This is a genomic window from Allobosea sp. MMO-172 (assembly GCF_037147855.1).
Taxonomy (GTDB): Bacteria; Pseudomonadota; Alphaproteobacteria; order Rhizobiales; family Beijerinckiaceae; genus Allobosea.
The window spans coordinates 59,150-85,614 of record NZ_JBBCUM010000015.1 but is presented as its reverse complement, the minus strand read 5'-3'; the positions used below and the strand labels follow the sequence as shown (position 1 = coordinate 85,614).

Genomic DNA, 26,465 nt, shown 5'->3' with positions numbered 1-26,465 from the left:
CGTCAGAAATCGATGCCGTCGAAATCCGGTTCGGAATCGTCGAACAGGGGCTCGGCATCGGGCAGGTATTCGTCTTCGGCCGGCATGGACGCCGCCGCCTCGGCCGCCGCAATGGCGCGGGGATCACGGACATCGACGATGCGCGCGCCGGGAAAGCGCTCCAGCACCGCCTTGACCGACGGGTGAGCGGCCGCGTCGCTCTCGCGCTGGTCCTTTGCGGCCGCCGCCTGCTCGCGCATGGTGGCGCCGCCCTCGTCATTGACGACGGCGACCATCCAGGTCTGGCCGGTCCATTCCTTCAGGCGGCGGGAGAGGTCCTGCGCCAGCGTCCGCGAGGCGCCCTCGGCCAGCGAAAATTCGATGCGGCCGGGCTCGAAGCGCACGGGCCGGATATCGCGCTCCAGCGCGATCTTGAGCGTGATGTCGCGATGCTGGGAGGCCAGCGCGACGACATCCTCCAGCGTCGCGACGATCGCCATCGGCGCGGCCACCGCGCGCGCGACGGGAGCCGGCGCGGGATTGGCGCTGGCCAGGATCGGGCGGGCGGCGAGCGCCGTATTGCCGCCGCCTGAAGGCGGGCGTGGCATGCCCATGCCGTTGCCGCCACCATTCCCATTGCCGGCGGGGACGGAGCCCATGCCGTCACGCAGCATCTTCAAGGCCTCGTCCGGCGTCGGCAGGTCGGCGGCATGAGCAAGGCGGACGAGGACCATCTCGGCCGCCATCACCGGCCGGTCGGCCTGCTTCACCTCGGCAATGCCCTTGAGCAGCATCTGCCAGGTGCGGGCGAGGATGCGGACCGAAAGGCGCTGGGCGAAATCGCCGCCGCGCACGCGCTCGGCCTGGGCGAGGCTGTTATCCTTCACCGCCTCGGGCACGAGCTTGAGGCGGGTGACCAAGTGGGTGAACTCGGCGAGGTCGTTCAGCACCACGACCGGATCGGCGCCGGCATCATATTGCGCGCGCAATTCGCCGAGCGCGGCGGCGATATCGCCCTTCATCACGGCTTCGAAGAGGTCGATGACGCGGGCCCGGTCGGCCAGGCCGAGCATCGAACGGATATCGTCGAGCGTGATCCGGCCGGCGGCATGCGCGATGGCCTGATCGAGGATCGAGAGGGAATCCCGCACCGAGCCCTCGGCGGCGCGGGCGACGGCAGCGAGCGCCTCCTGCTCGGCATCGACGCTCTCGGCCCGGCAGATATTGGAGAGATGATCGACCAGAACGTCGGATTCGACGCGGCGCAGGTCGAAGCGCTGGCAGCGCGACAGCACCGTGATCGGCACCTTGCGGATTTCCGTCGTCGCGAAGATGAACTTCGCATGCGGCGGCGGCTCCTCCAGCGTCTTCAGGAAGGCGTTGAAGGCGCCGGTCGAGAGCATGTGCACCTCGTCGACGATATAGACCTTGTAGCGGGCCGAGACCGGCGCATAGCGCACGGCGTCATTGATCTGGCGGATATTGTCGACGCTGTTGTTCGAGGCGGCGTCGATCTCCATCACGTCGATATGGCGGCCCTCGATGATCTCGCGGCAATGGATGCCGAATTCGCGCAGATCCGTGGTCGGGCTGCCCTGCCCGTCGGGCGTCTGGAAGTTCAGCGCGCGCGCCAGGATGCGGGCGGTCGTGGTCTTGCCGACGCCGCGCACGCCGGTCAGCATCCAGGCCTGCGGGATGCGCCCGGCAGCAAAGGCGTTGGTGAGCGTGCGCACCATCGCCTCCTGACCGATCAGGTCGCCGAAATGCGCCGGACGGTACTTGCGGGCGAGCACGCGGTAAGGCGCGGGCGCTCCCGTGGCGGCGGCTTGCGGCGCAGGCACCGGATCGAAACCGGCGAATCCCGGTTCGTCAGCAGAGGCGGCGTCGATTGGGTCGGTCATGCGGACTGGTTTCGCCAATCGGGAGGCGAGGGTCAATGGCGCCGCGCCGGTTCCGCTATTCGGACCGGCGCTTTAGATGGGCGCATGAGGTGGGAGGCTGGACGAAGACCCGTTCGGTCTCGTTAGGGCTGCTTCCTTCCGGACCTGACCCGGTTGGCGAGTGAGACGTCCCTCGCCAACCTCCCGCCCGCTATATCGGGGATGTCCGCGCGAATCGCAAGCCGGCATCGCAAGGTCGCGGAGCTTCGCCGCAGCCGGCGTCGAATCTGCCAGTTTGGCGTTGACTTGGTGTCGTCCATCCGTCATAAGCCCGCGACCTGCGCAGCCGAGAGGCGGCGCCGACCCTTATCGCATGACAGGCTCGGTTGGCCATGCTTTCCCCGGAAAGCCGCGGCCGTCGTGCTCATAAAGGCCCCGGAGACGGACCGTGAAGAGAACCTATCAACCCAGCAAGCTGGTTCGCAAGCGCCGCCACGGCTATCGCGCTCGCATGGCGACCAAGGGTGGCCGCAAGGTCATCGCCGCTCGCCGCGCCCACGGCCGCAAGCGCCTGTCGGCCTGACGAGCCCTGGCGCGTCACGATAGCGCGCCGGTTTCGGAAGACAGGCCAATCGCCATGCGCCTCGCCCGTCTGACGCAACGCAAAGAATTCCTGGCGGCGGCCGATCACGGCCGCCGTTTTCGTTCGTCCGCCTTCATGGCGCAGGTGCGCGACGCCGCGCCCGACGAGCCCCGCAAGGACGGCGAACCCGTGGCCCTGAGGCTTGGCCTCACCGCCTCGCGCAAGACCGGCAATGCCGTGAAGCGCAACCGCATCCGCAGGCGCCTGCGCGAAGCGGCCAAGCAGGCGCTCGCCCATCAGACCGAACGCCCCTGCGACATCGTCGTCATCGCCCGCTCCGACGTGCTGACCGCGCGATTTAAGACGCTCGTCGCCGATCTTTCGATTGCCATCGACAGGGCAAAGCCTCACAAGCCGCGTGAAGCAGCCTTTGCCGACAGGCGCCGCCCGCCCCCCAAGCGCGGCACGCCTTCGCAAGCCTGACCCCGCCGCGCCTTTACCGGACCAAGCGAGATCCGTTTCCGACCATGATGAAAGAAGACAACCGCAATCTGCTTCTCGCGATCGTCATGTCCGTGGTCGTGCTGCTCGGCTGGCAGTTCTTCTACGGCGTGCCGCAGATGGAAAAGCAGAAGCAGATCGCGCAGCAGAACCAGCAGGCCCAGAGCCAGCAGGCGCCCGCTACGCCCGGCTCGACCCCCGCTCCCGGCCAGCCCGCAGGCTCGGCCGCGCCCGGAACCGCTGCCACGCAGCAGGCGATCGGCACCCGCGAGCAGGCGCTGGCGGCGAGCCCGCGCCTCCGCATCGATACGCCCAAGATCAGCGGCTCGATCTCGCTGACCGGCGCGCGCATCGACGACGTCTCGCTCAAGGCCTATCGCGAGACCGTCGATCCGAAGAGCGCGAATATCGTCCTGCTCTCGCCGCTCGGCGGCCCGAACGCGTATTATTCCGATTTCGGCTGGGTCGCGGCGCCGGGCAGCAATGTGACGCTGCCGAACGCGACGACGGTCTGGACCGCCGACAGCCAGGTGCTGACCCCGGCCAAGCCGGTGACGCTGAGCTGGGACAACGGCCAGGGCCTGACCTTCCGGCGCATCGTCAGCATCGACGACAACGCCATGTTCACGATCCGCGACGAGGTCGAGAACAAGGGTAGCGCCGCGGTGAACCTGTTCCCCTACGGACAGATCGTCCGCCAGGGCAAGCCGCCGACACTCGGCTACTACGTGCTGCACGAGGGCCTCGTCGGCAATCTCGGCGAGCAGGGCCTGCAGGAATACACCTACGACAAGCTCGACAAGGAGCCGCTGCTCTCGCCGGGCACGACCGGCAAGGTCTGGAAGGACGCCGTCGGCGGCTTCGTCGGCATCACCGACAAGTACTGGGCCGCCGCGGTCATCCCCGACCAGCAGCGCAAGTATGACGGCCGCTATTCCTCGGTCCAGACCGGCGCCGGCCATACCTACCAGGCCGATTTCCTCGGCGAGAGCGTCGCCGTCGCGCCGGGCGCCACCGCTTCCGCCAATGCCCGGCTCTTCGCCGGCGCGAAGGAAGTCGCGGCTGTCGACGGCTACGAGAAGAATCTCGGCATCAAGCGCTTCGAGCTGCTGATCGACTGGGGCTGGTTCTATTTCATCACCAAGCCGCTCTTCTTCGTGCTCGACTGGATCTACAAGCATGTCGGCAATTTCGGCGTCGCGATCCTGCTGGTCACGGTGCTGCTGAAGATCCTGTTCTTCCCGCTCGCCAACAAGTCCTACGCCTCGATGGCGAAGATGAAGGCGCTGCAGCCGGAAATGACGGCGATCCGCGAACGCTACGCGGACGACAAGATGAAGCAGCAGCAGGCTCTGATGGAGCTGTACAAGACGCAGAAGATCAACCCGGTCGCCGGCTGCTGGCCGGTGCTGCTGCAGATCCCTGTGTTCTTCGCGCTCTACAAGATCCTGTTCATCACCATCGAGATGCGGCACGCGCCGTTCTTCGGCTGGATCCACGATCTCGCGGCGCCGGACCCGACGAACCTGTTCAACCTGTTCGGCCTGCTGCCGTTCACCCCGCCGGCTTTCCTGCATCTCGGCGCCTGGCCGATCATTATGGGCATCACGATGTTCATCCAGATGAAGATGAACCCGGAGCCGCCGGACCCGGTGCAGAAGATGATGTTCACCTGGATGCCGGTGTTTTTCACCTTCCTGCTCGGCTCGTTCCCGGCCGGCCTGGTGATCTACTGGAGCTGGAACAACCTGCTCTCGGTGATCCAGCAGGGCTACATCATGCGCAAGCATGGGGTGAAGATCGAGCTGTTCGACAATCTCAAGGGCATGTTCGGCAAGAAGCCGGCAGCAGCCGGCGGCGCGCCCAACCCCGCCAACAGCAACAAGAAGTGAGTGATCGAAGGGCGGGGTTTCCCGCCCTTCGCTTTTGCAGCCAAGGCCATCGCAACGATGCCGCTACCCGATCCGAGCACGCGCCACCCGATCCCCGGCTGGAAAGGCACCGCCTTCCTGAAGGCTGTCGTCGACCACCCGCTGATCGAGGTCGGCGACTACAGCTATTATGACGACTCGCGCGGGCCGGAGCATTTCGTCGCCCGCTGCGTGCGCTATCATTTCGACTTCATCGGCGATCGCCTGATCATCGGGAAATTCGTCGCGATCGCGCAGGCGGCGCAGTTCATCATGAACGGCGCCAACCATCCGATCGGCGGGTTCTCGACCTTCCCCTTCCAGATGTTCGGACTCGGCGACCCCGAAAGCCTGAAGCGCCCCGGCCCGAACAACCGCGGCGACATGGTGATCGGCAACGATGTCTGGATCGGGCGCGAGGCGGTGATCATGCCGGGCGTGACGATCGGCGACGGCGCGATCATCGGCACGCGGGCGCAGGTGACCAAGGACGTGCCGCCCTATGCGGTGGTCGCCGGCAATCCCGGCCGCGTCGTGAAGATGCGCTTTGCACCGGAGATCGTGGCCGAGCTGCTGGCGATCCGCTGGTGGGACTGGGAGGCCGACAGGATCGCGCGCCATATCGACGCGATCCAGGGCGCCGATATCGACGCGCTGCGCGCAGCCGTGTAGGCAGGGCATCATGACGACATCGACGACCAAGCCCTATGACGCCGAGGAGATCGAGGCCGCCCGCAAGCTCTTCGAGGGCCCGTGGGATTTCGTCTGGGCTTCGACCAAGATCGACGACCTGCCGCCGATGGTCGGCCAGGAGATCGCCTTCGCCGGGCGCTCCAATGTCGGCAAGTCCAGCCTGATCAACGCGCTGACGCGCCGCAACGCGCTGGCGCGGACCTCGCATACGCCCGGCCGGACGCAGCAGCTCAACTTTTTCCGGCAGGTCGAGCACGAGGAGCCGCTCGGGGCGGGGCCTCAAGGCGGCAAGCGCGGCTCGCGCGAAAAGCCGGTTCCGGTTTATTCGCCCCATGCGCCGACCATCGTCGACATGCCCGGCTACGGCTATGCCGCCGTCGGCAAGGAGAAGGTCGCGGCCTGGACCCGGCTGATCCACGATTACCTGCGCGGCCGCTCCAACCTGATGCGGGTCTATGTGCTGATCGATGCCCGCCACGGCATCAAGGATGTCGATGGTGCCGTGCTGGAGACGCTCGACAAGGCCGCCGTGTCCTACCAGGTCGTGCTGACCAAGGGCGACGCGCTGAAGAAGGCCGACCAGACCTTCATGACCGAGGCGACCTATGACGAGATCAAGCGCCGCCCGGCGGCCTTCCCCGAGGTGCTGCTGACCTCAAGCGAGACGGGCGCCGGCTTGCCGGAATTCCGCGCCGCGATCAGCCGCGTGCTGGCCGAGCACGGCTGAGCCCCGATGACCGCGACGCGCCTGCACCTTGCCCTTGCCGCGCTGATGGGCCTTGCCGGCGTCGCCCTGCTGGCGGCGGCCGCGCATGTCACCGGTACGGCCAATGTCCAGACGGCCGGGCAGATGCTGCTGTTCCATGCCTCCGTGGTGATCGGCGCCACCGCGGCGCGCAAGGGCGGGCATCTTCAGGATGTCCTCGCCCGGATCGCGCTCTCGGCGATCATCCTCGGCGCGATGCTGTTCGCGGCCGATCTCGCCCGGCGCGGCTTCGCCAACGAGGCTCTGTTTCCGCGCGCGGCGCCGATCGGCGGCTGGTTCATGCTCGGCGGCTGGCTCGGACTGGCTGTCGCCGCCGTGACCGCGAAGCGCAGCTGAACGGCGTCAGCGTTCTTCCGCCTTAGTCGATCTTGAGCTAGAAGCGCCCCGCATCTGTCCTTGCGGCCGCGCGGAGCCTGCCCGAATGACCGACCATCCCCACCTGACGCCGTCGCAATCCGCCGAGCTGCTGGTCCAGGCGCTGCCGCATATGCAGCGCTACGACCAGGAGATCATCGTCATCAAGTATGGCGGCAACGCCATGGGTGACGCCGCCACCGCCGAGGATTTCGCCGAAGACATCGTGCTGCTCGAGCAGTCCGGCCTTAAACCCGTGGTCTGCCATGGCGGCGGCCCGCAGATCGCGGCGATGCTGAAGAAGCTCGGCATCCAGTCCGAATTCAAGCAGGGCCTGCGCGTCACCGACGAGGCGACCGTCGAGGTCGTCGAGATGGTCCTGGCGGGTTCGGTGAACAAGGAGATCGTCGGCTACATCACCCGCGAGGGCGGGCGCGCCATCGGGCTCTGCGGCAAGGACGGCAACATGGTCACCGCCCGCAAGGTGACGCGCACCGTGGTCGATCCCGATTCCAAGATCGAGGAGGTTCTGGACCTCGGCTTCGTCGGCGAGCCCGAGAAGGTCAACACGACCGTGCTCGACGCGGTGCTGAAGGCCGAGCTGATCCCGGTTCTGGCGCCGGTCTGCGCCGCCGCCGACGGCCAGACCTACAATGTCAACGCGGACACCTTCGCGGGCGCCATCGCCGGGGCGCTCAATGCCAAGCGCCTGCTGCTGCTCACCGACGTGCCGGGCGTGCTGAACAAGGACAAGCAGCTCATCTCCGAACTGACGATCGAGGAGTGCCGCCACCTGATCGCGGACGGCACGATCTCCGGCGGCATGATCCCGAAGATCGAGACCTGCATCTACGCGCTGGAAAAGGGCGTCGAGGCCGTCGTCATCCTCGACGGCAAGGTCCCGCATGCGGCGCTGATCGAGCTCTTCACCGATACCGGCGCCGGCACGATCATCCGGCGTTGAGGGAAATTCTGACGCGGTCATCCCGGGCGTAGCGAAGCGCAGACCCGGGATCCATTACGGAACGGTTCAGGCATGGATCCCGGATCGGCGCCGCTGACGCGGCTTGTCCGGGATGACGGCGTCAAGAGTTGCAGAAGCCCCCACGATTAAGCCCCCGCCAAGGACTTGCGGCGCAGACTCCGGCTCGCCACATCTCGGAGTCCAATGACAATACTCGCAGACACACCTGCCGCGACCCCGCCCCTGACGGCGGAAGGCTTCGCGCATGTCGACCACTGGATCTTCGATCTCGACAACACGCTCTACTCGCATGAGAGCCGCGTCTGGCCGCAGGTCAACGAGCGCATCACGCTGTTCCTGCAGGAATTGTTCGGGCTCGACGGCCTGTCTTCGCATGCGCTGCGGCAATATTACTATCACCGCTACGGCACGACGCTGAAGGGTTTGATGGAGGAGCACCGGATCGATCCGGACCAGTTCCTCGATTTCGCCCATGATATCGACCTGACGCTGCTGGAGCCTAATCCCGAGCTCGGCGCGGCGCTCGCGGCGCTGCCCGGCCGCAAGCTGATCCTGACCAACGGCTCGGTCGGCCATGCCAAGAACGTCGCCGGCAAGCTCGGCATCCTCGACCAGTTCGAGGATATCTTCGACATCGTCCATGCCGGCTTCCTGCCGAAACCCGAGCGCGCCACCTACGAGAACTTCCTCGCCAAGCATTCGGTCGATCCCGGCCGGGCCGCGATGTTCGAGGATATCGAGAAGAACCTGATCGTGCCGAGCGATCTCGGCATGAAGACCGTGCTGATCGTGCCGCAGACGCCCGACCCCTTCCGCGAGGCCTGGGAGCAGGTCGCGATCGAGGCCGGCCATGTCCATCACGTCACCGCGGACCTCACCGGCTTCCTCAAGCCCCTCGGGCGAACGGACGAACGGCAATCCTGAGCGGGAGGCGTTTCCTCCCGCTCAGCTTCCCTAAAAAAGGAAATTCCGTTCTTCTTTACGAACTCCTTGGGAGCTGATACTGCTCTTGTCCGTTATAAAGAACGGATCGAGAGTTCCATGCCGTCACCGGACAAAACCGCAGCCAAGCTGCATCCCGAGACCCGCCTCGTCCATGACGGCATCCAGCGTTCGCAGTTCGGCGAGACCTCCGAGGCGCTCTACCTGACGCAGGGCCATGTCTACGACAATGCCGCGCAGGCCGAAGGCCGCTTCCTGAACACCGATCCGGGCTTCCAGTATGGCCGGCTCGGCAACCCGACGACCGCGATGCTGGAGGCTCGCATGGCCTCCTTCGAAGGCGCCGAGGCCTGTCGCGCCACCGCGACCGGCATGGCGGCGGTCACCGCGGCGATGATGGCGCCGGTGCGGGCCGGCGACCATGTCGTGGCGGCGAGCGCGCTGTTCGGCTCCTGTCGCTACATCATCGAGGACCATCTGCCGCGCTACGGCGTCGAGACGACGCTGGTCGAGGGCACCGATCTCGACGCCTGGCGCAAGGCGGTTCGCCCCAACACCAAGCTGTTCTTCCTGGAATCGCCGTCGAACCCGACGCTGGAAGTGCTCGATATCGCCGCGATCGCCAAGGTGGCGAAGGACGCCGGTGCCAAGCTCGTCGTCGACAATGTCTTCGCCACGCCGCTTTACCAGCGCCCGCTCGAACTGGGCGCCGATATCGTCGTCTATTCCGCGACCAAGCATATCGACGGCCAGGGCCGCTGCCTCGGCGGGCTGATCCTCGGCTCGAAGGAGCTGATCGAGGCCGATATCCAGAACTACCTGCGCCAGACCGGGCCGATCCTGTCGCCCTTCAACGCGTGGGTGATGCTGAAGGCGCTGGAGACGCTGCCTTTGCGCGTCGCCAAGCAGGCGCAGAACGCGACGGCCGTGGCCGACTGGCTGGCGGCGCAGAGCAAGCCGACCAAGGTGATCTTCCCCGGCCACAAGAACCATCCGCAGGCCGAGATCATCAAGCGCCAGATGAGCGGCCCCTCGACGATGATCGCCTTCGAGGTTCCCGGCGGCAAGGAAGGCGCCTATCGCCTGCTCGACGCCTGCAAGCTGATCCGCATCTCGAACAATCTCGGCGACGCCAAGAGCCTGATCGTCCATCCGGCGACGACGACGCATCAGCGCTTCACCCCGGAGGTTCGCGCCGCGATGGGCGTCAGCGACGGGCTGGTCCGCCTCTCGATCGGGCTCGAGCACCATGACGACCTGATCGCCGATCTGGAGCAGGCGCTGGCGAAGGTGTGAGCTACGGCTTTTCCGTCATGGTCGGGCTTGTCCCGACCATCCACGTCTTCCTTCGTTACGCACGGTGTTCAAGACGTGGATGCTCGCCACAAGGGCGAGCATGACGGCTGAGGTTCCCGGCCCTGTGGCCATCCCCTTCCGCCCCTGCTAAAGCGAAGCCGTTTTCCAGCCAGCCCTGAGAGGCCAGCATGCGTTCGGGCGAAGTGAAGCGCCGCACCAACGAGACCGATATCGCGGTCTCGCTCCTGATCGACGGCACCGGCAAGGCCGATATCGCCACCGGCGTCGGCTTCTTCGACCATATGCTCGACCTCTTCGCCCGCCATTCGCTGATCGATCTCACGGTCAAGGTGAAGGGCGACACGCATATCGACGACCATCATTCGGTCGAGGATGCCGGCATCGCCATGGGCGAGGCCCTCAAGCAGGCGCTCGGCACCAAGAAGGGCATCCGCCGCTATGCCGATGTCCACCTGCCGATGGACGAGACGCTGACGCGCGTCGCCGTCGACGTCTCCGGCCGGCCGTTCCTGGTCTTCCGCACGGAGTTCAAGGCGCAGAAGATCGGCACCTTCGATACCGAATTGGTGCGCGAGTTCTTCCAGGCCTTCGCGATCAATGCCGGCATCACGCTGCATGTCGAGACGCTCTATGGCGACAACGCCCACCACATCGCCGAAAGCTGCTTCAAGGGGCTGGCGCGGGCGCTACGGCAGGCGCTGGACGTCGATCCGCGCGAGGGCGACCGCATTCCCTCGACCAAGGGCGCTCTGTAGGAGGTCTCGATGGCATTCTACACCGTCATGACGCCGCCGCCGGAAGGCGACCGGCGCGAGGAGATCGAGCAGGCGCGGCTGATCCCCGAGAGCTTCACCACACCGGCCTTCCTGCTGACCGGCCTGTGGCTGCTCGGCAAGCGGCTCTGGCTGGCGACGCTGCTGTTCGTGCTGTTCTGGGGCGTGCTGATCTGGCTGAACAGCCGCTTCGGCCTGCACGCCAGCGCGCTCTCGCTGATCTATTGGGCGGTCGCGCTGTTCCTGGGCATCGAGGGCAACAACCTCGTCATCCGCAAGCTCACCCGCCAGGGCTGGCGCGTGTCCGACGTCGTCGAGGCCCGCACGCTGGCCGAGGCGGAGCGCCGCTATTTCGAGCGGGCGCTGGCCGACGAAGCCGTGCCGGCACGCGTGGAAGCTGCACCGGCCGCGCCCGCAGCGCGGCCGAGCGCGCCGCTGCCGATCATCGGGCTGTTTCCGGAGGCCCAGGGACGATGAGCCAGAGCGTCGCGATCATCGATTACGGCTCGGGCAACCTGCACTCGGCCGCGAAAGCCTTCGAGCGGGCGGCGGCCGAGGCCGGCATTCCCTCGACCATCCATGTCACCAGCGACACCGATATCGTGCGCGCGGCCGATCGCATCGTGCTGCCGGGCGTCGGCGCCTTCGCCGATTGCCGGCGGGGGCTCGATGCCGTGCCCGGCATGGTCGAGACGCTGGAAGAGGTCGTGCGGGGCAAGGGCCGGCCCTTCCTCGGCATCTGCGTCGGCATGCAGCTGCTCGCCTCGCGCGGGCTGGAATATACGGTGACGCAGGGCCTCGGCTGGATTCCCGGCGACGTCACGCTGATCCGGCCGAAGGACGACGCCCTCAAGATCCCGCATATGGGCTGGAACACCCTGCACAAGCAGGACGAGCACCCCCTGCTCGACGGCATCGAGACCGGCCCGCAGGGGCTGCACGCCTATTTCGTCCATTCCTATGCGCTCGCCGCCGCGCGCCCGCAGGACGTGCTGGCGCTCACCGAGCATGGCGGGCCGGTGACCGCGATGGTCGCGCATGGCAATGTCGCCGGCACGCAGTTCCACCCCGAGAAGAGCCAGAAGCTGGGGCTGAAGCTCATCACGAATTTCCTGAGCTGGGCACCATGATCCTCTTTCCCGCGATCGACCTGAAGGAAGGCCGCTGCGTCCGGCTGAAGCAGGGCGACATGGCGCAGGCCACGATCTTCAACGACGACCCCGCCGCGCAGGCCGCCGATTTCGAGGCGCAAGGCTTCCAGTGGCTGCATGTTGTCGACCTCGACGGCGCCTTCGCCGGCAAGCCGATGAACGCGGCCGCGGTCGAGGCGATCCTGAAGCGCGTGGCGTTTCCGGTGCAGCTCGGCGGCGGCATCCGCGACATGAAAACGGTCGCCGGCTGGCTGGAGAAGGGTATTCGCCGCGTCATCATCGGCACGGCGGCGGTGCGCGATCCCGGCTTCGTGCGCGAGGCGGCGAAGGCCTTCCCGGGCCAGGTCGCGGTCGGCATCGATGCGCGCGACGGCTTCGTCGCGGTCGAGGGCTGGGCCGAAACCTCCTCGCTGGCGGCGGCCGATCTCGGCCGGCGCTTTGAGGATGCCGGCGTTGCTGCGATCATCTACACCGACATCGCCCGCGACGGCATGCTCCAGGGCATCAACTGGGACGGCACGATCGCGCTGGCCCAGGCCGTCTCGATCCCCGTCATCGCCTCGGGAGGCCTGGCCTCGATGGCCGATATCGAGCGGCTCTGCGCCAACGACGCCGCGATCCTCGAAGGCGCGATCACGGGCCGCGCGCTCTATGACGGGCGCATCGATCCGGCGGCGGCGCTGAAGCGGCTGGCGGCCGGCGCGGGAGCAGCGGCATGACGCTCAAGACCCGCATCATCCCCTGCCTCGACGTCAAGGACGGCCGCGTCGTCAAGGGCGTGAAGTTCGTCGACCTCGTCGATGCCGGCGATCCTGTCGAAGCCGCCAAGGCCTATGACGCGGCCGGCGCCGACGAGCTCTGCTTCCTCGACATCACCGCGAGCCATGAGGATCGCGGCATCCTGTTCGACGTGATCACCCGCACGGCCGAGGCCTGCTTCATGCCGCTCACCGTCGGCGGCGGCGTGCGCAAGGTCGAGGATATTCGCGCGCTGCTGCTCGCGGGCGCCGACAAGGTCTCGATCAACACCGCCGCCGTGACCAACCGCCAGTTCGTCAAGGAAGCGGCCGAGAAATTCGGCGCGCAGTGCATCACCGTCGCGATCGACGCCAAGCAAGTCACGCCCGGCCGCTGGGAAATCTTCACCCATGGCGGGCGCAACGCCACCGGCATCGAGGCCGTCGCCTTCGCCCGCGAGGTCGTCTCGCTCGGCGCCGGGGAATTGCTGGTCACCTCGATGGACCGCGACGGCACCAAGGTCGGCTACGATCTCGGCCTGACGCGGGCGATCGCGGATGCGGTCTCGGTCCCGGTCATCGCGTCCGGCGGCGTCGGCGATCTCGACGACCTCGTCGCCGGCGTCGCGCAGGGCCATGCCTCGGCCGTGCTCGCCGCCTCGATCTTCCATTTCGGCACCTACACGATCGGCCAGGCCAAGACGCATATGGCGGAAGCCGGTCTCAGGATGAGGCTGGACTGAGTGCGCAATGCACCGGGCCACTGGCTTTTCCAGACACCGGATCGGCGCCTGACCATCTGGCTCATCTGGCTGACGCTAGTCGCCATCGCCCCGGTTGCCCATGTCTCGGAACTCAATATCCGCGATGCACGCGGCGAGTTCGATATTTACGACGATCAGTACCGCAAGCTGACGGTCCTGTACCTATTGGGTTATGTCACGTTGCTGGTGCCCGTCAGCGCCTTTGCAACGTGGTTCTGCCTGCGACGCCACATGCATGCGGTCAGCCTGTTTGCATTCGACAACGGACGTCGGCTGCTTTCTGGTCTCGCCACTGTGCTAGCAGCCGCGTTGGTCGTTTCGATTGCGGTCGGTATTTTGAAAATCGATCGCGATATCTGGTTTGCTGCCCCCGTCGAAATGGCGGAAATCTGGTACCTTCTTGTTCTGCGAGCCGCATGGGTCGCGCCTCGGGATTCGCTATGACCGCTTTCACCCTCTCCGATCTCGAAGCCCGCGTCGCCGAGCGCGCCGCCGCGTCGCCCGAGGAATCCTGGACGGCGAAGCTCCTCGCGGCCGGGCCGGAACGGGCCGCCAAGAAATTCGGCGAGGAGGCGGTCGAGGCCGTCATCGCCGCGGTGAAGGGCGACAGGGCCGAGCTGATCGCCGAGAGCGCCGACGTGCTCTATCATCTTTTGGTTGTGCTTCGGGCGCGCGATGTTGCATTGCAGGACGTCTTGAGCCAGCTTGAGGCCCGCACGGCCCGCTCCGGACTGGCGGAAAAGGCGTCCAGACCGGGCTAGCTTGCCGGTTGAGTAGCGTGAGGACGGACCCGCCAGGATGACCCTCCCTTGAACCTCGAAGCCTGGATTGCGGGTCGCGTCATGGACCAGCGCCTGATCACCACTCCACCCGAACGCGAACTCGTCTCGCCCTACCGCGCCTTCTCGCGGGACGAATGGGCGCATCTGCGTGCCGACGCGCCGCTGACGCTGTCGGTCGACGACCTCGCCAAGCTGCAATCGCTCAACGACCCGATCTCGCTCGACGAGATCGTGGCGATCTACCTGCCGCTGTCGCGCCTGCTCTCGCTCTATGTCGCGGCGACGCAAGGGCTGTTCAAGGCGACACAGCGCTTCCTGATGGCCGAGTCCGAGGCCAAGGTGCCCTATGTCATCGGCGTCGCCGGCTCGGTCGCGGTCGGCAAGTCGACCACCGCGCGCGTGCTCAAGGCCCTGCTCTCGCGCTGGCCGAACACGCCGAAGGTCGAGCTCGTCACCACGGACGGCTTCCTCCTGCCCAATGCCGAGCTGGAACGGCGCGGCCTGATGGGGCGCAAGGGCTTCCCGGAGAGCTATGACGGCGCCGCGATCCTGCGCTTCCTCTCCGACGTCAAGGCCGGCAAGCCGCAGGTGACCGCGCCGGTCTATTCGCATCTCGTCTACGACGTCGTGCCCGGCGAGACCGTGACGGTCGAGCGGCCGGACATCCTGATCCTCGAAGGGCTCAACGTCCTGCAGCCGAGCCGGATGCCGAAGGACGGCACGGTCATCCCCTTCGTCTCCGACTATTTCGACTTCTCGGTCTATCTCGATGCCGACGAGAACGACCTGCACCGCTGGTACGTCAACCGCTTCATGACGCTACGCCAGACGGCCTTCCGCGATCCGCGCTCGTTCTTCCGCAAATACGCGGAGATCGGCGAGGAGGAGGCGCTGGCCATCGCCGAGAAGCTCTGGAGCGGGATCAACCTGCCGAACCTGCAGGAGAACATCCTGCCGACGCGCCAGCGCGCCAGCCTGATCCTGACCAAGGGCGCGAGCCATCGCATCCAGCAGGTCGCCCTGCGCCGGCTGTAGAACCGCCAAGACCGCGATGACGACCTATGTCGCCCTGCTGCACTCGATCGTGCTCGGTCCCGGCAAGCGACTGGTCATGGCCGATCTGAAGGCCATGGCGGCGGAGCTCGGCTTCGCCAATCCGCGAACCTGGGTCGCCACCGGCAACCTGATCTTCGAGGGCGAGGATGCACCGCTCGCCGCGGTCGAAGGCCGGCTGGAGGCTGCGTTCCAAGCCCGCTTCGGCAAGCCTGTCGACATCATCCTGCGCACGGCGCCGGCCTGGCTGCGACTGGCCGCACAGAACCCCTTCCCGGATGGCAACGGCGCCCATATCGGCATTCGCGTCATGCGTGCGCCTCTCGGCCCGGATACCCTCGCCAAACTGGAGCCTATTGCCGCGCCCGGCATGAGACTCGCGCTGCGGGACGGCGATCTCTGGATCGATTTCGCGGGCGAACCGAACGAGGCGAAGCTGCTCTCGCATCTGACGACCAGGAAGCTCGGCATCGGCACGTTGCGCAACGCGAATACGGTCAAGGCGCTGGCGGCCATGCTCGCGTGATGGCCGGCCTGTCCTCTCTCGGCGCGATGGCGCTCGCAGCCTTCGTCGCCGCGACCCTGCTGCCGGCGCAGTCGGAAGCCGTGTTCGTCGGATTGCTGGCGGCGAAGAGCGTCGATCCGCTCGCGCTCTTCCTGACCGCGAGCCTCGCCAACACGGCCGGCTCGATCCTCAACTGGTGGCTTGGCCTGATGATCGCCCGGCATGGCGTCGACCGGTTGCCGGCCCGCCTGCGCCCCGATCCGAAGCGCTTCACCCAGGCGCAAGGCCTGTTTGCCCGCTTCGGCTGGCCTTCCCTGCTGCTGGCCTGGGTGCCGATCGTCGGCGATCCCCTGACCTTCGCGGCGGGCACGCTGAACTACCCGTTCTGGCGCTTCACGATCCTCGTCCTCATCGGCAAGGCCGGTCGCTATGCGGCGCTCTGGGCAGGCTGGGCGAGTTTCGCCTGAGCCTCCGGGGCTCGCGGATGATTTTCGGCGCGCTCTTCCCTTAGGGTCGCCGCATATCGTTTGCGAAACCGGCCGGGCCGGGCTACCAGCGAAGCGTCCGTTCAAGGAGATCAGACTATGAGCATTCAGCGTATCGGCGTCGGCCCGCGCATGTCCAAGGCCGTCGTGCACGGCAACACCGTCTATCTGGCCGGCCAGGTCGCGGACAAGGCTGCCGGCAAGAGCGTCGGCGAGCAGACCGCCGACATCCTCGGCATCATCGACGGCCTGCTGGCCGAGGCCGGCACCGACAAGACCAAGCTGCTGATGGTCAATATCTGGCTCTCCGACATGTCGACCTTCGCCGAGATGAACGCCGTCTGGGACAAGTGGGTCGTTGCCGGCGCCACGCCGGGCCGCGCCACGGTCGAGGCCAAGCTGGCCGCGCCGCAGTTCACGGTCGAGATCGCGGTCATCGCCGCGAAGTAAGCCCATTGGGGTCGCCGCGCGCCCGGACGGGTGCGCGGCTATCCCTAGTGATCAAACCAGACCGGAGCGGGAGGCCACCATCAGCCAAGCCGACCAGATCGCTCCGCTCTTGGCACGCGTCGCCGGACGCCGCGGCCTGTCGCCGATGGCGATGGCGGCGATGATGGCGGATTGGCTGCGACGCGCCGGCTCCACGCTACCGGGCGAACGCCTGCTCGACCGCAAGGCCAGCGATTTTCTCGCGCTGTCGAACCGCCTCGCGACACAGCTGGGCGATGCCGAGATCAAGCGCCTGCGCAGCGAAGCCGCAACGGCCATCGTCGAGGGCCGCTTCGCCGAGGCCGACAAGAGCCTCGCCCAGGCCGAACTGCATGCCATCGGCGGCTCCAGCGACCTGTCGGCCCTGCCGCTCGAACGCCGGCTGCTGATCGGCGAGAACCGCGCCGACCGCGCAGCACTCAGCTTCCTGCGCACGACCTCCGAGGCCTATCGCGAGGCCGCCGCCCGTTACGGCGAGGCCTCCGCCCTGATCGGCCTCGCAAATGTGGACCGCAGCCGGGAGACCGCGCTCGAACAGGTGAAGGTGCTGGCACGGCTCAGCGAGGATTTCGGCGGCCGCGAAGGCTATGACGGCTCGATCGCCGCGCTGCGCCGTTTGCTCGAAGGGCTCGACAGCCTCGCCGACACCATCGCCTTCGCCGGAGCGCAGGAAGCGCTGGCCTCGGCGCTCGACAAGCTCGCCGCGCTGACTGGTGATCCCAAACTGCTCGACGAGGCCCTCGTTCATTGCCGGGCGGGCATCGAGGATCTGCGTCATGACGAGGCACCGGCGCTCTGGCGTGCCCTGAAGCTGCGATTGGGCCGGCTCGCTGTGAATCTCGGCGTCTCGCAGAAGGACGATAACCTGCTGGAGGAAGCCGTCGCGACCTATGCCACGGCGCTCGCCGTCTGGAAGCGCAGCGACGACGAGGCCCGCTGGCTCGAAGCCGAGCACATGATCTCCCGCGCCCGGGCCACGCTCGGCCGGCGCCGCAGCGACCTTTCCCTGCTGGAGCGCGCCTTCAACGGGCTCAACCGCGTCTCGCAGGCGACCGATCGCAGCCGCGATCCCCTGCGCTGGGCCGAATTGCAGGACCAGATGGGCGGCGTGCTTGCCGCCATGGGCGAGCGCTACAGCGAGCCGGTCGTGATCGAGGAGGCGATCGCCGCCTTCGGCGCGGCGCTGGAAGAGTATCGCCAGGAGCGCGCACCGCTGCTCTGGGCACAGACGCGGGCCAACCAGGCCGAAGCCATGCTCCAGCTGGCGCGTCGCAACAAGGACAAGGCTTTGGCGCAGCAGGCGCTCGCCCAGTTGATGACGGCGACCGAAGCCGCCAAGCAGGCGCCGAATGGCGGCGCGGTCGCGGTCGATCTGCAGAAGCGCCTTGGCGCCGTCGGCGCAATAGCCGCCAAGCTGATCGCCGGCTGAAACCGCCGGCCGGAGGCTTCAGCGCGGGCGGCGTGCCGCCAGCCGTTCCAGGGCCGCATCCAGCGTCGCATCGCGCTTGGCGAAGCAGAAGCGGACGACATTCCTGACCGCGCCCTCGGCATAGAAGGCGCTCACGGGAATTGCGGCGACGCCGTTCTCGGTCACCAGCCTGCGGCAGAAATCGACGTCGTCGCTCTCGCCGAGCGGAACGATGTCGACATTGAGGAAATAGGTGCCGGCGCTCGGCAGCACCGCGAAGCCGAGATCGCGCAGGCCGGCCGCGAAACGATCCCGCGAGCGCTGGAAATCGGCGCGCATGCACTCGTAATAGCCGTCATCCTTGCCGAGACCATAGGCGACCGCGGCCTGCAGGTTCGGCGGCGTGGTGAAGGTGAGAAACTGGTGCGCCTTGGACAGCACGCGCATGATCGCCGGCGCCGCCATGACGAGCCCGACCTTCCAGCCGGTCAGCGAGAAGATCTTGCCCGCCGAGGAGATCTTGACGGTGCGCTCGCGCATGTCTGGCCGTCCCAGCACCGAGGCATGGCGGTGCCCGTCGAAGACGACATGCTCCCAGACCTCGTCGCAGATCGCGATCGCATCGTGGCGAACGCAGAAATCGGCGAGCAGGTCGAGATCGGTCTTGCCGAAGATCGTGGCGGTCGGGTTCAGCGGATTGTTGAACAGCACGACCTTCGTCTTCGGCGAGAAGGCCTTGGCCAGCGCCGCCTCGGTCAGCCCGAAATGCGGCGGGGTCAGCGTCACGAATTTCGGGATGCCGCCAGCGCGCCGCACCAGCGGCAGATAGGCGTCGTACATCGGCTCGAACAGCACGACCTCGTCGCCGGGCGTGATTAGGGCCATCAGCGCGCCCGCGATCGCCTCGGTCGCGCCCGAGGTCACCATGACCTCCGTCGCCGGATCGAGATCGAGCCCCTGCCAATGCTTGTAGTGCTTCGCCGCTGCCTCGCGCAGCTCCGGCAGGCCCATCATCGGCGGATACTGGTTCCAGCCGTCGACCACCGCTTCGGCCGCCTTCCGGCGGACATCGAGCGGGCCGGGGTCATCCGGAAAGCCTTGCCCGAGATTCACGGCCCCGGTCTCGCGGGCGAGCTGCGACATCACCTCGAAGACGGTGGTGGGGAGGGCGGAGAGGATCGGATTCATCGCGGTCGGATCGGCTCGGCAAAGGCGGGAGCCGTGGCTTTAGCATGCCGGGCCGGCCGGCGCATCCGATGGACAATCGTTCTCGGAGAGGCGCGATAAATAGCGAATGATGAATGTTGACATTCGTCAGCGGTCAGTGTTTATTCAGTTCAGCCGGCCTTCGGCGGACGCCTGATGCGACTTCGCCCCTTTGGCGCAGCAGGATGCCGCAGAAGGCCGGCGAACCTTGTCAGGATGGTTGCGAACCATCTCCCGGCGCGCGAACTCCGCGCCAAACTCTCCCGGCGCCCTTGCCTGAAGATTGCCGCAGCCGGTTTCCGCCCCCGCGAAAACCGCGCTAAGCAGGCGCATGGCCCGCTCCCCCGTCCCCGCGATCATGATCCTCGGCACCGGCTCCAATGTCGGGAAGTCGCTGATCGTCGCCGGCTTATGCCGGCTGTTCGCGAATCGCGGCCTGAAGGTGCGTCCGTTCAAGCCGCAGAACATGTCCAACAATGCCGCGGCGACCCAGGCCGGCGAGATCGGCCGGGCGCAGGCGCTTCAGGCCCGCGCTGCCCGCATCGCTCCCCATCCCGACATGAACCCCGTGCTGCTCAAGCCCGAGGGCGAGCAGGGCAGCCAGATCATCCTGCAGGGCCGCGTCGCCGGCCGGCTTGCCTCGCGCGACTTCGCCCGGCGCGGGGATTTCATGCCGCAGGTGCTCGACAGCTTCGCGCGCCTGAGCGAAGGCGCCGATCTCGTCATCGTCGAGGGCGCGGGATCGCCGGCCGAGACCAACCTGCGCGCCCGCGACATCGCCAATCTCGGTTTCGCCCGTGCGGCGAACGTCCCGGCCGTGCTGGTTGGCGATATCGACCGCGGCGGCGTGATCGCGAGCCTGGTCGGCACCCATGCGGTGCTCGATCCGGAAGACAGGGCGATGATCCGCGCCTTCGCGATCAACCGCTTCCGGGGCAATGTCGAACTGTTCACGCCCGGCGTCGCGACCATCGCGGCGGCAACGGGCTGGCCCGGTCTTGGCGTCGTGCCCTGGTTTGCGGATGCGGTCAGGCTACCGGCCGAGGACGGGCTCGATATCCATTCGGGACGCAAAGCCGGAGCCCGCATCAGGATCGCCGTTCCGGTCTTGCCGGGCATCGCCAATTTCGACGATCTCGATCCGCTCAAGCTGGAACCTGATGTCGACCTCGCCATGATCGGGCCGGGGCAGCCGCTGCCGGGCGATGCCGATCTCGTCATCCTGCCGGGCTCCAAGACGACGCTGCGCGACCTCGCGGCGCTGCGGCGGGAGGGTTGGGACATCGATATCCTCGCCCATCGCCGCAGGGGCGGGCGCGTGCTCGGGCTCTGCGGCGGCTACCAGATGCTCGGGCGCGTCGTGCGCGATCCGCTCGGGCTGGAAGGCCCCCCGGGAGAGGCGCCGGGCCTGGGCTTGCTCGATGTCGAGACCACGCTCGACACCGACAAGACCGTGCGCGAAGTCGGTTTCATCGATGCGGCCAGCTCGACCGAGGGCCGGGCCTATGAAATCCATCTCGGCCGCACGGAAGGCACTGACACGATCCGCGCTCCGTTCCGGGTCGAAGGCCGGGCAGAGGGCGCCGCGAGCCCGGATGGGCGGGTCGCTGGCAGCTATCTGCATGGCGTCTTTGCTTCGGACGCGGTGCGCGGCGCCTGGCTGGCGGCCATGGACGGCGAGCGGCACGGGTCAGAACTGCAATACGAGGACGCTGTCGAGGCGACCCTGGATGCGCTCGCGACGCATCTTGAACGGCATTTCGATACGGAAACGCTGCTCAAACTTGCCCGGATGCGACCTCTCGCCGGTTAGGCGATCCGGGGAACCTCGATCCCTCTGGCGGGTTCCCCAAGCGAAGCAGCTGTAAGGGATTGATGCACATCAAGGCAAAAGTCTTTATTCGCCATTATGTTGACGAATGACGAAATTCGTCATAACGATCAATTCTTCACCGCTTTCGTTTGAAACAACCCAACCGGCGACGCCGTGAGTAACCCCGAACGCGATACCAGGCAGATCATCGTCGACACCGCCGAGCGCTTCTTCCGCGACATCGGGTACCAGAAGACGACCGTGGCGGACATCGCCAAATCCCTGCGGATGAGCCCTGCCAACGTCTATCGCTTCTTCGATTCGAAGAAGTCGATCAACGAAGCCGTGCTCGAGCGCTACAAGCGCGAGCAGGAAGAGGCGATCGCCACCATCGCCGACGAGGACCGGCCCGCCACCGAGCGGCTGCGCGACATCCTCGCCACCTCCTACCGGCTGAACGCCGCCCGTTTCGCCGGCCATGCCCGGATGCAGGAGATGGTCTGCGCCGCGATGGAGGAGAGCTGGGACGCGATCATCGCCCATATCGAGCGCTTCGACGTGGTGCTGCGTCGCGTGGTCGCCGACGGCATCGCGCGGGGCGAGTTCCGGCCGATGGAGCCGGCCCATGCCACCGGCTGCATCCGCACGGCGATGATCCGCTTCATGCACCCGCTGCTGATCACGCAATGCGAGTGCATTCCCGGGCCGAACTCGGACGAGATGATCGCCTTCATCCTCAGCGCGCTGGAAGCCAGGCCGCAGGCCCGGTGAGCGACCGCCGCTGGCGTATCGGGCCGCGTCTTCAGCCCGATACTCCTCGTTTCTGATTTCGCATCGGCTTCTCCGCAAACCGCGTTTCACTCTTCGGGCCGATGCGCTCGTGCGTTGACAAGCCGCCGAGGGAGCGGGATACCGCCCGGACATGGCCAGCCCGCCCAAACAGAATCTCAAGAAGCTCGCCGTCGTCCTGCATGACCTCGCGGTCACGGCGCTGGCGATCTGGCTCGTTTTCGTCGTGCGGTTCGAGGGCGCGCTGCTCGTCGAGCATATGCGCTACCTGCCGCGCTTCCTGCCGTTCTTCGTCGCCTATGCCGGGCTGGTCTACTGGTTCTTCTCGCTCTACCGCTCGAAATGGCGCTTCGCCTCGCTGCCGGACCTGTCCAATATCGTCAAGGCGGTCTCCGTCCTGACGGTCTCGCTGCTCGCTCTCGATTACGTGCTGATCTCGCCGAGCTTCTACGGCGCCTTCTATTTCGGCAAGATCTCGATCGCGCTCTACTGGCTGGTGCAGATCGCCCTGCTCGGCGGGCCGCGGCTCGCCTATCGCTACTTCAAATATGCGCGCACCCGCACCACCGCCGTGCGTGAGGCCAATCTGCCGGCGCTGCTGCTCGGGCGCGGGGTCGAGATCGAGATGGTGATCCGCGCGATGGAGGCCGGCACGATGCGGCGCCTCAGGCCCGCCGGCATCCTGTCGCCACGCGCGGACGACCTCGGCCAGCTGATCCGTGGCGTGCCGGTGCTCGGGCTGCTCGGGGATATCGAGCGGATCGCCGGCGAAGCGATCGAGCGTGGCGAGGCCTTCCGCCGGATCGTCGCCACACCCTCCGCCCTGCTGCCGGAGGCACAGCCGGAAAAATGGCTGGCGCGCACGCGCAAGCTCGCCCTGCCGATCTCGCGGATCGACAGCCTTGGCGAAGGCGTGCGCGACACGGAAGTCGCGCCGCTCGAGATCGAAGACCTGCTGGTGCGCTCGACGGCGACCATCGATCGCGAACGGCTCGGCGCATTCCTCAAGGGCAAGCGCGTCATCGTCACCGGCGGCGGCGGCTCGATCGGCTCCGAGATCTGCCTGCGCTGCGCCGCCTTCGGCGCGGCCGAACTGCTCGTCGTCGAAAGCTCGGAACCAGCGCTGTTCCAGATCAGCGAGCAGCTCTCCGTTCAGGCGCCGGACACCGCCGTCTCCGGCGTGCTGGCCGATGTGCGCGACCGCGAGCGCATCATGCCGCTCTTCGCCGCCTTCAAGCCCGACATCGTCGTCCATGCGGCGGCGCTGAAGCATGTGCCCTATCTGGAGGCCGACTGGAGCGAGGGCATCAAGACCAATATCTTCGGCTCGGTGAACGTCATCGACGCCGCCGTCGCGGCCGGCACCCGCACCTTCGTGATGATCTCGACCGACAAGGCGATCGAACCCGTCTCGATGCTGGGCGCGACCAAGCGCTTTGCCGAGATCTATGCGCAATCGCGCGATGCCGAGCTGGTCGCCGCGGATTCGGGCATCCGCCTCGTCGCGGTGCGTTTCGGCAATGTGCTGGGCTCGGCCGGTTCGGTGGTGCCGAAGTTCAAGGCGCAGATCGCCCGCGGTGGCCCGGTCACGGTGACCAGCCCGGAGATGATCCGCTATTTCATGACGATCCGCGAGGCCTGCGACCTCGTGCTGACCGCCGCCACGCATGCCCGCGCAGGCGATGCGGAGGCCGACCGCGCCGCGGTCTATGTGCTCAAGATGGGCCAGCCGATGCGGATCATGGACCTGGCCGAGCGGATGATACGCCTCGCTGGCTTCGAGCCGGGCGAGGATATCGAGATCATCGTCTCCGGCGTCCGGCCGGGCGAGCGCCTGAACGAAATCCTGTTCGCCCGCGACGAGCCGATGGCGGAAACCGGGCTCGACGGCGTGATGGCCGCCAAGCCGATCTTCGCCGGCCGCGCCCGGATCGAAGTCTGGCTGACGCAGCTCCAGGCTGCCGTGAAGGCCAATGACCAGGCGGCGGCCAATGCCGTGCTCGACGAGGCGATCCCGGATTTCAGCCTGCGCGACCAGAAGCGGCCAGACGCGCCAGAGCCGTCTTCGTCTCTGCCTGCGGCTGCCAGCCAGCACTGAGCAGCCGGTCCGGCCGGGCGACGAGGCTCCCCGCCAGCTTCTGGAAGGTCTCCTCGCGGCCTGCGAGGCGCGCCAGCTGGCGCAGCCAGGGCTCGGGGACGGGCAACAGGCCGGGGCCGCGGCCCAGACCCGCGCGCATCGCGGCGAGCATCTCCGAGACGCTGATCGGCTCGGGGTCGGATAGCGCATAGCTCTGCCGCGCCGGGCAAGCCGGCGTCAGCGCGAACAGGATGGCGCTGGCCAGATTCGCGACGGCCAGCAGCGAGCGCGGCGCCTTCAGCCCGCCCAGAGGCAGCGGCACGGGCAGGCGCGCAAGCTTGAGCAACGCCGCCATATTGGCCTTCACGCCCGGCCCGTAGATCAGGACCGGGCGCAGCGCGACCCAGTCGAGATCGAGCGCGGCAAGGCCCTGTTCCGCGGCGAGCTTCGAGCGGCCATAGGCGTCGCCGGGCGCGGGCTCCATATCCTCGCGCAGCGGCGGGCCGTCGAAGGCGTCGGTCAGCGCCTTGATCGATGAGAGGTAGACGAAGCGGCGGACGCCTGCGTCCGCGGCGGCGCGGGCAAGCTCCAGCGTCGCCTCGGTGTTGATGCGGCGATAGAGCGCCTCGTCGAGCCCCGGCCCGGCATGGGCGAGGCCGGCCATGTGCACGACATGGTCGACGCCCTCCAGCGCGGCGCGCCAGTCGGTGTGCGTCGAGAGATCGCCGGTCACGACCGCCTCCGCGCCGGCCGGGACCGGATGCGGGCCGCGCTGGGCGAGGCGGGGACGATAGCCCGCCGCGATCAATGCCGCGACGACGTGCGGCCCGACGAAGCCGCTCGCACCGGTGACGAGGATGCGTGCCTCAGCCATGGCGCGGGCCGGTCGCGAAGCGGCGCAACAGCAGGCCGGTGAGCAGGGCCGCTCCAGCCAGGCAGGCAAACTGGACGGGGAGAGCCGGCCAGACCAGCGAAGCGCCTGCGATCGCGGCCAGTGCGAGATTGAGCAGGGCGACGCGGCCCACCACCGCCATCACGCCGAAGCCGTTCGTCGTCGCCTGCTGGTAGAAATGCGAGCGATGCGCCTCCCAGACCTTCTCGCCACGGGCGAGGCGCCCCAGCAGCGTGATCGTCGCATCCGCGATGTGGTAGAGCGGCAGGATCAGCGCGGCGGCAAAGGCGCCGGTACCGGCGAGCCGATAGAGCAGATAGGCGGTGACGAGCCCGATCGGCAGCGAGCCGACATCGCCGAGGAAGAGGCGCGCCACCGGCCTGTTGAAGGGCGCGAAGCCGAGGAGGCCGCCGCAGAGGGCGGCGGCGAGCCAGCCGGTCACCGGGTCGATCGCTCCCGTCATGCCGGCCAGTGCCAAGGCAGCCGTCAACGGCACCATCCCGGCCACCGTGATCCAGTCGAGCCCGTCCATGAAATTGACGAGGTTGACGAACCAGACCCCGGCGAGAAGCGCGAGAGCGCGCTCGACCGACAGGGGCAGAAACTCCGGGAAGAGGCGCAGCTCCGGCGCCGCGCGAAACAGCACGAAACCGACGCAGGCCGCCTGCAAGACGAGCCGGACGCTGGCCGGCAGGGGCCGGATATCGTCCCAGGCGCCGACGATGCCGAGCCCCGTCACGGCCAGGGCGAGCACGAGTGTGGCGCGGGTCGCCTCGCCCTCGACCGGAGCGAGCCAGAGTGCCGCGCCCAGCGCGACGAAGGTGCCGGCGAGAACGGCGATGCCGCCGCCCTGCGGGGTCGGGATCCTGTGGCTGGAGCGCGCATTCGGCCGCGCCAGCGCGTAGCGCAGCAGCAGCGGACGCAGGACCACGCAGAGCACCGCCGCCAGAACGGCGGCGGCGGCGCAGATCATCAGGGAGTGGAGCACGTTTTCCAAAGTGCCCGCACCATAGTCGAGGCGATGCAAAAGCCTAGAGGCTAACCCGCCTCATTTCGCGCAGAACGCGTGCGGCTAGTTGCGGAAACCGATCAGCACGCCATCGGCGCCGAGCTGAAGCTGCAGACCCTGGCGGCGGGTGGCGAGCTTGAGCGTCACGCCCTTGTCGTTGCGCAGCCACGTCGTGCCACGGCCGGCATCGCCGACCGCCCAGCCTTCCTTGAGCTGGACGTAAGGCCCGGCGAAATCCGAAACGCGGTGCAGCCCGTAGACGGTGCCCGAGGCTACCGAGCGCGCCGCGCCGATCGAGCCGATGCCGAGCCCGCCCACCGTGACCGGATAAGAGCGGCCGCGATAGCGCAAGGTTCCGCCGCCGGCCTCGCCGGAGGCGATGAAGCCCGCCTGAACCTGCTCGAGCCGCACGGTCCCCGTCGAGGGCCCGAGCGAGCGCTGCTGTGCCATGGCCGGCGAAGCCAGCATCAGAACGGCGGCGATGGTGGTGGCTGTCTGCCTGATCGTGATCATGTCCTGCTCCTTGCGCCGAACCGGCGGCGTCGCGGGATCAACCCGCGAAACGCGGATTCGATCCCGCGCTGCGAGCAGGATTGCCGGAAGAGCGGAGAGGCGCGGCGCT

General features: G+C 67.4%; 30 protein-coding genes and 1 other RNA gene. 24 read left to right on the top strand and 7 right to left on the bottom strand.

The genetic code is table 11. The features are described from left to right. Positions 1–2: 2 nt before the first annotated feature. A complete protein-coding gene (locus WFK61_RS20550) occupies positions 3–1,880 on the bottom strand; it encodes a DNA polymerase III subunit gamma/tau (RefSeq protein ID WP_336813929.1) in 1,878 nt (625 codons plus the stop codon). Positions 1,881–1,968: 88 nt separating this feature from the next. Continuing rightward, positions 1,969–2,065, bottom strand: an RNA gene (gene ffs, locus WFK61_RS20545) — signal recognition particle sRNA small type. Positions 2,066–2,307: 242 nt separating this feature from the next. On the opposite strand from ffs, the gene rpmH reads away from it, so the two are divergent. From rpmH to WFK61_RS20440, 21 genes are all read left to right on the top strand, one after another. Continuing rightward, complete coding sequence (gene rpmH, locus WFK61_RS20540; protein WP_038364779.1) at positions 2,308–2,442, top strand: 50S ribosomal protein L34; 135 nt, start codon at positions 2,308–2,310, stop codon at positions 2,440–2,442. A 54-nt stretch (positions 2,443–2,496) separates the two neighbouring features. Beyond that, a complete protein-coding gene (rnpA, locus tag WFK61_RS20535) occupies positions 2,497–2,925 on the top strand; it encodes a ribonuclease P protein component (protein WP_336813928.1) in 429 nt (142 codons plus the stop codon). Between the two features lie 47 nt (positions 2,926–2,972). After that, complete coding sequence (gene yidC / locus WFK61_RS20530) at positions 2,973–4,835, top strand: membrane protein insertase YidC (RefSeq protein ID WP_336813983.1); 1,863 nt, start codon at positions 2,973–2,975, stop codon at positions 4,833–4,835. A 57-nt stretch (positions 4,836–4,892) separates the two neighbouring features. Then, entirely contained in the window at positions 4,893–5,525 is a 633-nt protein-coding gene (locus WFK61_RS20525) for a CatB-related O-acetyltransferase (protein WP_336813982.1), read from the top strand. A gap of 10 nt (positions 5,526–5,535) precedes the next feature. Further along, on the top strand, positions 5,536–6,273 hold the full coding sequence (locus WFK61_RS20520) for a GTP-binding protein (protein WP_336813927.1): 738 nt from the start codon (positions 5,536–5,538) through the stop codon (positions 6,271–6,273). 6 nt (positions 6,274–6,279) lie between these two features. After that, positions 6,280–6,648 carry a DUF423 domain-containing protein gene (locus WFK61_RS20515; protein ID WP_336813926.1) on the top strand — a complete coding sequence of 123 codons (369 nt, stop codon included), beginning with the start codon at positions 6,280–6,282 and terminating at the stop codon, positions 6,646–6,648. An 85-nt stretch (positions 6,649–6,733) separates the two neighbouring features. Next, on the top strand, positions 6,734–7,630 hold the full coding sequence (gene argB, locus WFK61_RS20510) for an acetylglutamate kinase (RefSeq protein WP_306227610.1): 897 nt from the start codon (positions 6,734–6,736) through the stop codon (positions 7,628–7,630). Between the two features lie 204 nt (positions 7,631–7,834). Further along, complete coding sequence (locus WFK61_RS20505) at positions 7,835–8,575, top strand: pyrimidine 5'-nucleotidase (protein WP_336813925.1); 741 nt, start codon at positions 7,835–7,837, stop codon at positions 8,573–8,575. A gap of 117 nt (positions 8,576–8,692) precedes the next feature. After that, positions 8,693–9,889, top strand: a complete 1,197-nt coding sequence (gene metZ, locus WFK61_RS20500) for an O-succinylhomoserine sulfhydrylase (RefSeq protein ID WP_336813924.1) — start codon at positions 8,693–8,695, stop codon at positions 9,887–9,889. Between the two features lie 188 nt (positions 9,890–10,077). Further along, the gene (gene hisB / locus WFK61_RS20495; RefSeq protein ID WP_336813923.1) at positions 10,078–10,665 is read left to right on the top strand and encodes an imidazoleglycerol-phosphate dehydratase HisB; all 588 of its coding nucleotides are present in this window, start codon (positions 10,078–10,080) and stop codon (positions 10,663–10,665) included. Positions 10,666–10,674: 9 nt separating this feature from the next. Continuing rightward, complete coding sequence (locus WFK61_RS20490; RefSeq protein ID WP_336813922.1) at positions 10,675–11,160, top strand: DUF2628 domain-containing protein; 486 nt, start codon at positions 10,675–10,677, stop codon at positions 11,158–11,160. Next, positions 11,157–11,813, top strand: a complete 657-nt coding sequence (gene hisH, locus WFK61_RS20485) for an imidazole glycerol phosphate synthase subunit HisH (RefSeq protein ID WP_336813921.1) — start codon at positions 11,157–11,159, stop codon at positions 11,811–11,813. The genes WFK61_RS20490 and hisH overlap by 4 nt, the downstream gene beginning before the upstream one ends. Continuing rightward, on the top strand, positions 11,801–12,553 hold the full coding sequence (hisA, locus tag WFK61_RS20480) for a 1-(5-phosphoribosyl)-5-[(5-phosphoribosylamino)methylideneamino]imidazole-4-carboxamide isomerase (protein WP_336813981.1): 753 nt from the start codon (positions 11,801–11,803) through the stop codon (positions 12,551–12,553). The genes hisH and hisA overlap by 13 nt, the downstream gene beginning before the upstream one ends. Next, positions 12,550–13,314, top strand: coding sequence for an imidazole glycerol phosphate synthase subunit HisF (hisF, locus tag WFK61_RS20475; protein WP_336813920.1), 765 nt, complete (start codon positions 12,550–12,552; stop codon positions 13,312–13,314). The genes hisA and hisF overlap by 4 nt, the downstream gene beginning before the upstream one ends. Then, entirely contained in the window at positions 13,315–13,779 is a 465-nt protein-coding gene (locus tag WFK61_RS20470; protein WP_336813919.1) for a hypothetical protein, read from the top strand. Beyond that, a complete protein-coding gene (locus WFK61_RS20465) occupies positions 13,776–14,096 on the top strand; it encodes a phosphoribosyl-ATP diphosphatase (protein ID WP_336813918.1) in 321 nt (106 codons plus the stop codon). Before WFK61_RS20470 ends, WFK61_RS20465 begins: the two co-directional genes overlap by 4 nt. An 81-nt stretch (positions 14,097–14,177) precedes the next feature. Next, entirely contained in the window at positions 14,178–15,152 is a 975-nt protein-coding gene (gene coaA / locus WFK61_RS20460; protein WP_336813980.1) for a type I pantothenate kinase, read from the top strand. Positions 15,153–15,168: 16 nt separating this feature from the next. Next, the gene (locus tag WFK61_RS20455) at positions 15,169–15,696 is read left to right on the top strand and encodes a DUF1697 domain-containing protein (protein WP_336813917.1); all 528 of its coding nucleotides are present in this window, start codon (positions 15,169–15,171) and stop codon (positions 15,694–15,696) included. Next, the gene (locus tag WFK61_RS20450) at positions 15,696–16,142 is read left to right on the top strand and encodes a YqaA family protein (RefSeq protein ID WP_336813916.1); all 447 of its coding nucleotides are present in this window, start codon (positions 15,696–15,698) and stop codon (positions 16,140–16,142) included. The genes WFK61_RS20455 and WFK61_RS20450 overlap by 1 nt, the downstream gene beginning before the upstream one ends. Before the next feature lie 117 nt (positions 16,143–16,259). Continuing rightward, complete coding sequence (locus WFK61_RS20445) at positions 16,260–16,610, top strand: RidA family protein (RefSeq protein ID WP_257733118.1); 351 nt, start codon at positions 16,260–16,262, stop codon at positions 16,608–16,610. A 109-nt stretch (positions 16,611–16,719) separates the two neighbouring features. Further along, the gene (locus tag WFK61_RS20440; protein WP_336813915.1) at positions 16,720–18,078 is read left to right on the top strand and encodes a coiled-coil domain-containing protein; all 1,359 of its coding nucleotides are present in this window, start codon (positions 16,720–16,722) and stop codon (positions 18,076–18,078) included. An 18-nt stretch (positions 18,079–18,096) separates the two neighbouring features. On the opposite strand, the gene WFK61_RS20435 is transcribed toward WFK61_RS20440, so the two are convergent. Further along, positions 18,097–19,245 carry an aminotransferase gene (locus WFK61_RS20435; protein ID WP_336813914.1) on the bottom strand — a complete coding sequence of 383 codons (1,149 nt, stop codon included), beginning with the start codon at positions 19,243–19,245 and terminating at the stop codon, positions 18,097–18,099. A 144-nt stretch (positions 19,246–19,389) separates the two neighbouring features. Next, a complete protein-coding gene (locus WFK61_RS20430) occupies positions 19,390–19,596 on the bottom strand; it encodes a hypothetical protein (protein WP_336813913.1) in 207 nt (68 codons plus the stop codon). Between WFK61_RS20430 and WFK61_RS20425 the strand changes: the two genes are divergently transcribed. The 3 genes from WFK61_RS20425 to WFK61_RS20415 all read left to right on the top strand — a co-directional run bounded on the left by WFK61_RS20425 (position 19,595) and on the right by WFK61_RS20415 (position 23,963). Further along, complete coding sequence (locus WFK61_RS20425; RefSeq protein WP_336813912.1) at positions 19,595–21,076, top strand: cobyric acid synthase; 1,482 nt, start codon at positions 19,595–19,597, stop codon at positions 21,074–21,076. The genes WFK61_RS20430 and WFK61_RS20425 overlap by 2 nt on opposite strands. A gap of 174 nt (positions 21,077–21,250) precedes the next feature. Continuing rightward, the gene (locus WFK61_RS20420; RefSeq protein WP_336813911.1) at positions 21,251–21,847 is read left to right on the top strand and encodes a TetR/AcrR family transcriptional regulator; all 597 of its coding nucleotides are present in this window, start codon (positions 21,251–21,253) and stop codon (positions 21,845–21,847) included. Between the two features lie 151 nt (positions 21,848–21,998). Next, complete coding sequence (locus WFK61_RS20415) at positions 21,999–23,963, top strand: nucleoside-diphosphate sugar epimerase/dehydratase (RefSeq protein WP_336813910.1); 1,965 nt, start codon at positions 21,999–22,001, stop codon at positions 23,961–23,963. Here the strand turns inward: WFK61_RS20415 and WFK61_RS20410 are convergent. The 3 genes from WFK61_RS20410 to WFK61_RS20400 form a co-directional block, all read right to left on the bottom strand. Then, positions 23,887–24,816: an NAD-dependent epimerase/dehydratase family protein gene (locus WFK61_RS20410; protein ID WP_336813909.1), complete on the bottom strand. Its 930-nt coding sequence runs from the start codon at positions 24,814–24,816 to the stop codon at positions 23,887–23,889. The two genes, WFK61_RS20415 and WFK61_RS20410, sit on opposite strands and share 77 nt — an antisense overlap. Next, positions 24,809–25,807 (bottom strand): MraY family glycosyltransferase, encoded by a 999-nt coding sequence (locus WFK61_RS20405; protein ID WP_336813979.1) that lies wholly within the window; start codon positions 25,805–25,807, stop codon positions 24,809–24,811. Before WFK61_RS20405 ends, WFK61_RS20410 begins: the two co-directional genes overlap by 8 nt. A 99-nt stretch (positions 25,808–25,906) precedes the next feature. Then, complete coding sequence (locus WFK61_RS20400; protein ID WP_336813908.1) at positions 25,907–26,356, bottom strand: hypothetical protein; 450 nt, start codon at positions 26,354–26,356, stop codon at positions 25,907–25,909. Positions 26,357–26,465 lie beyond the last annotated feature (109 nt).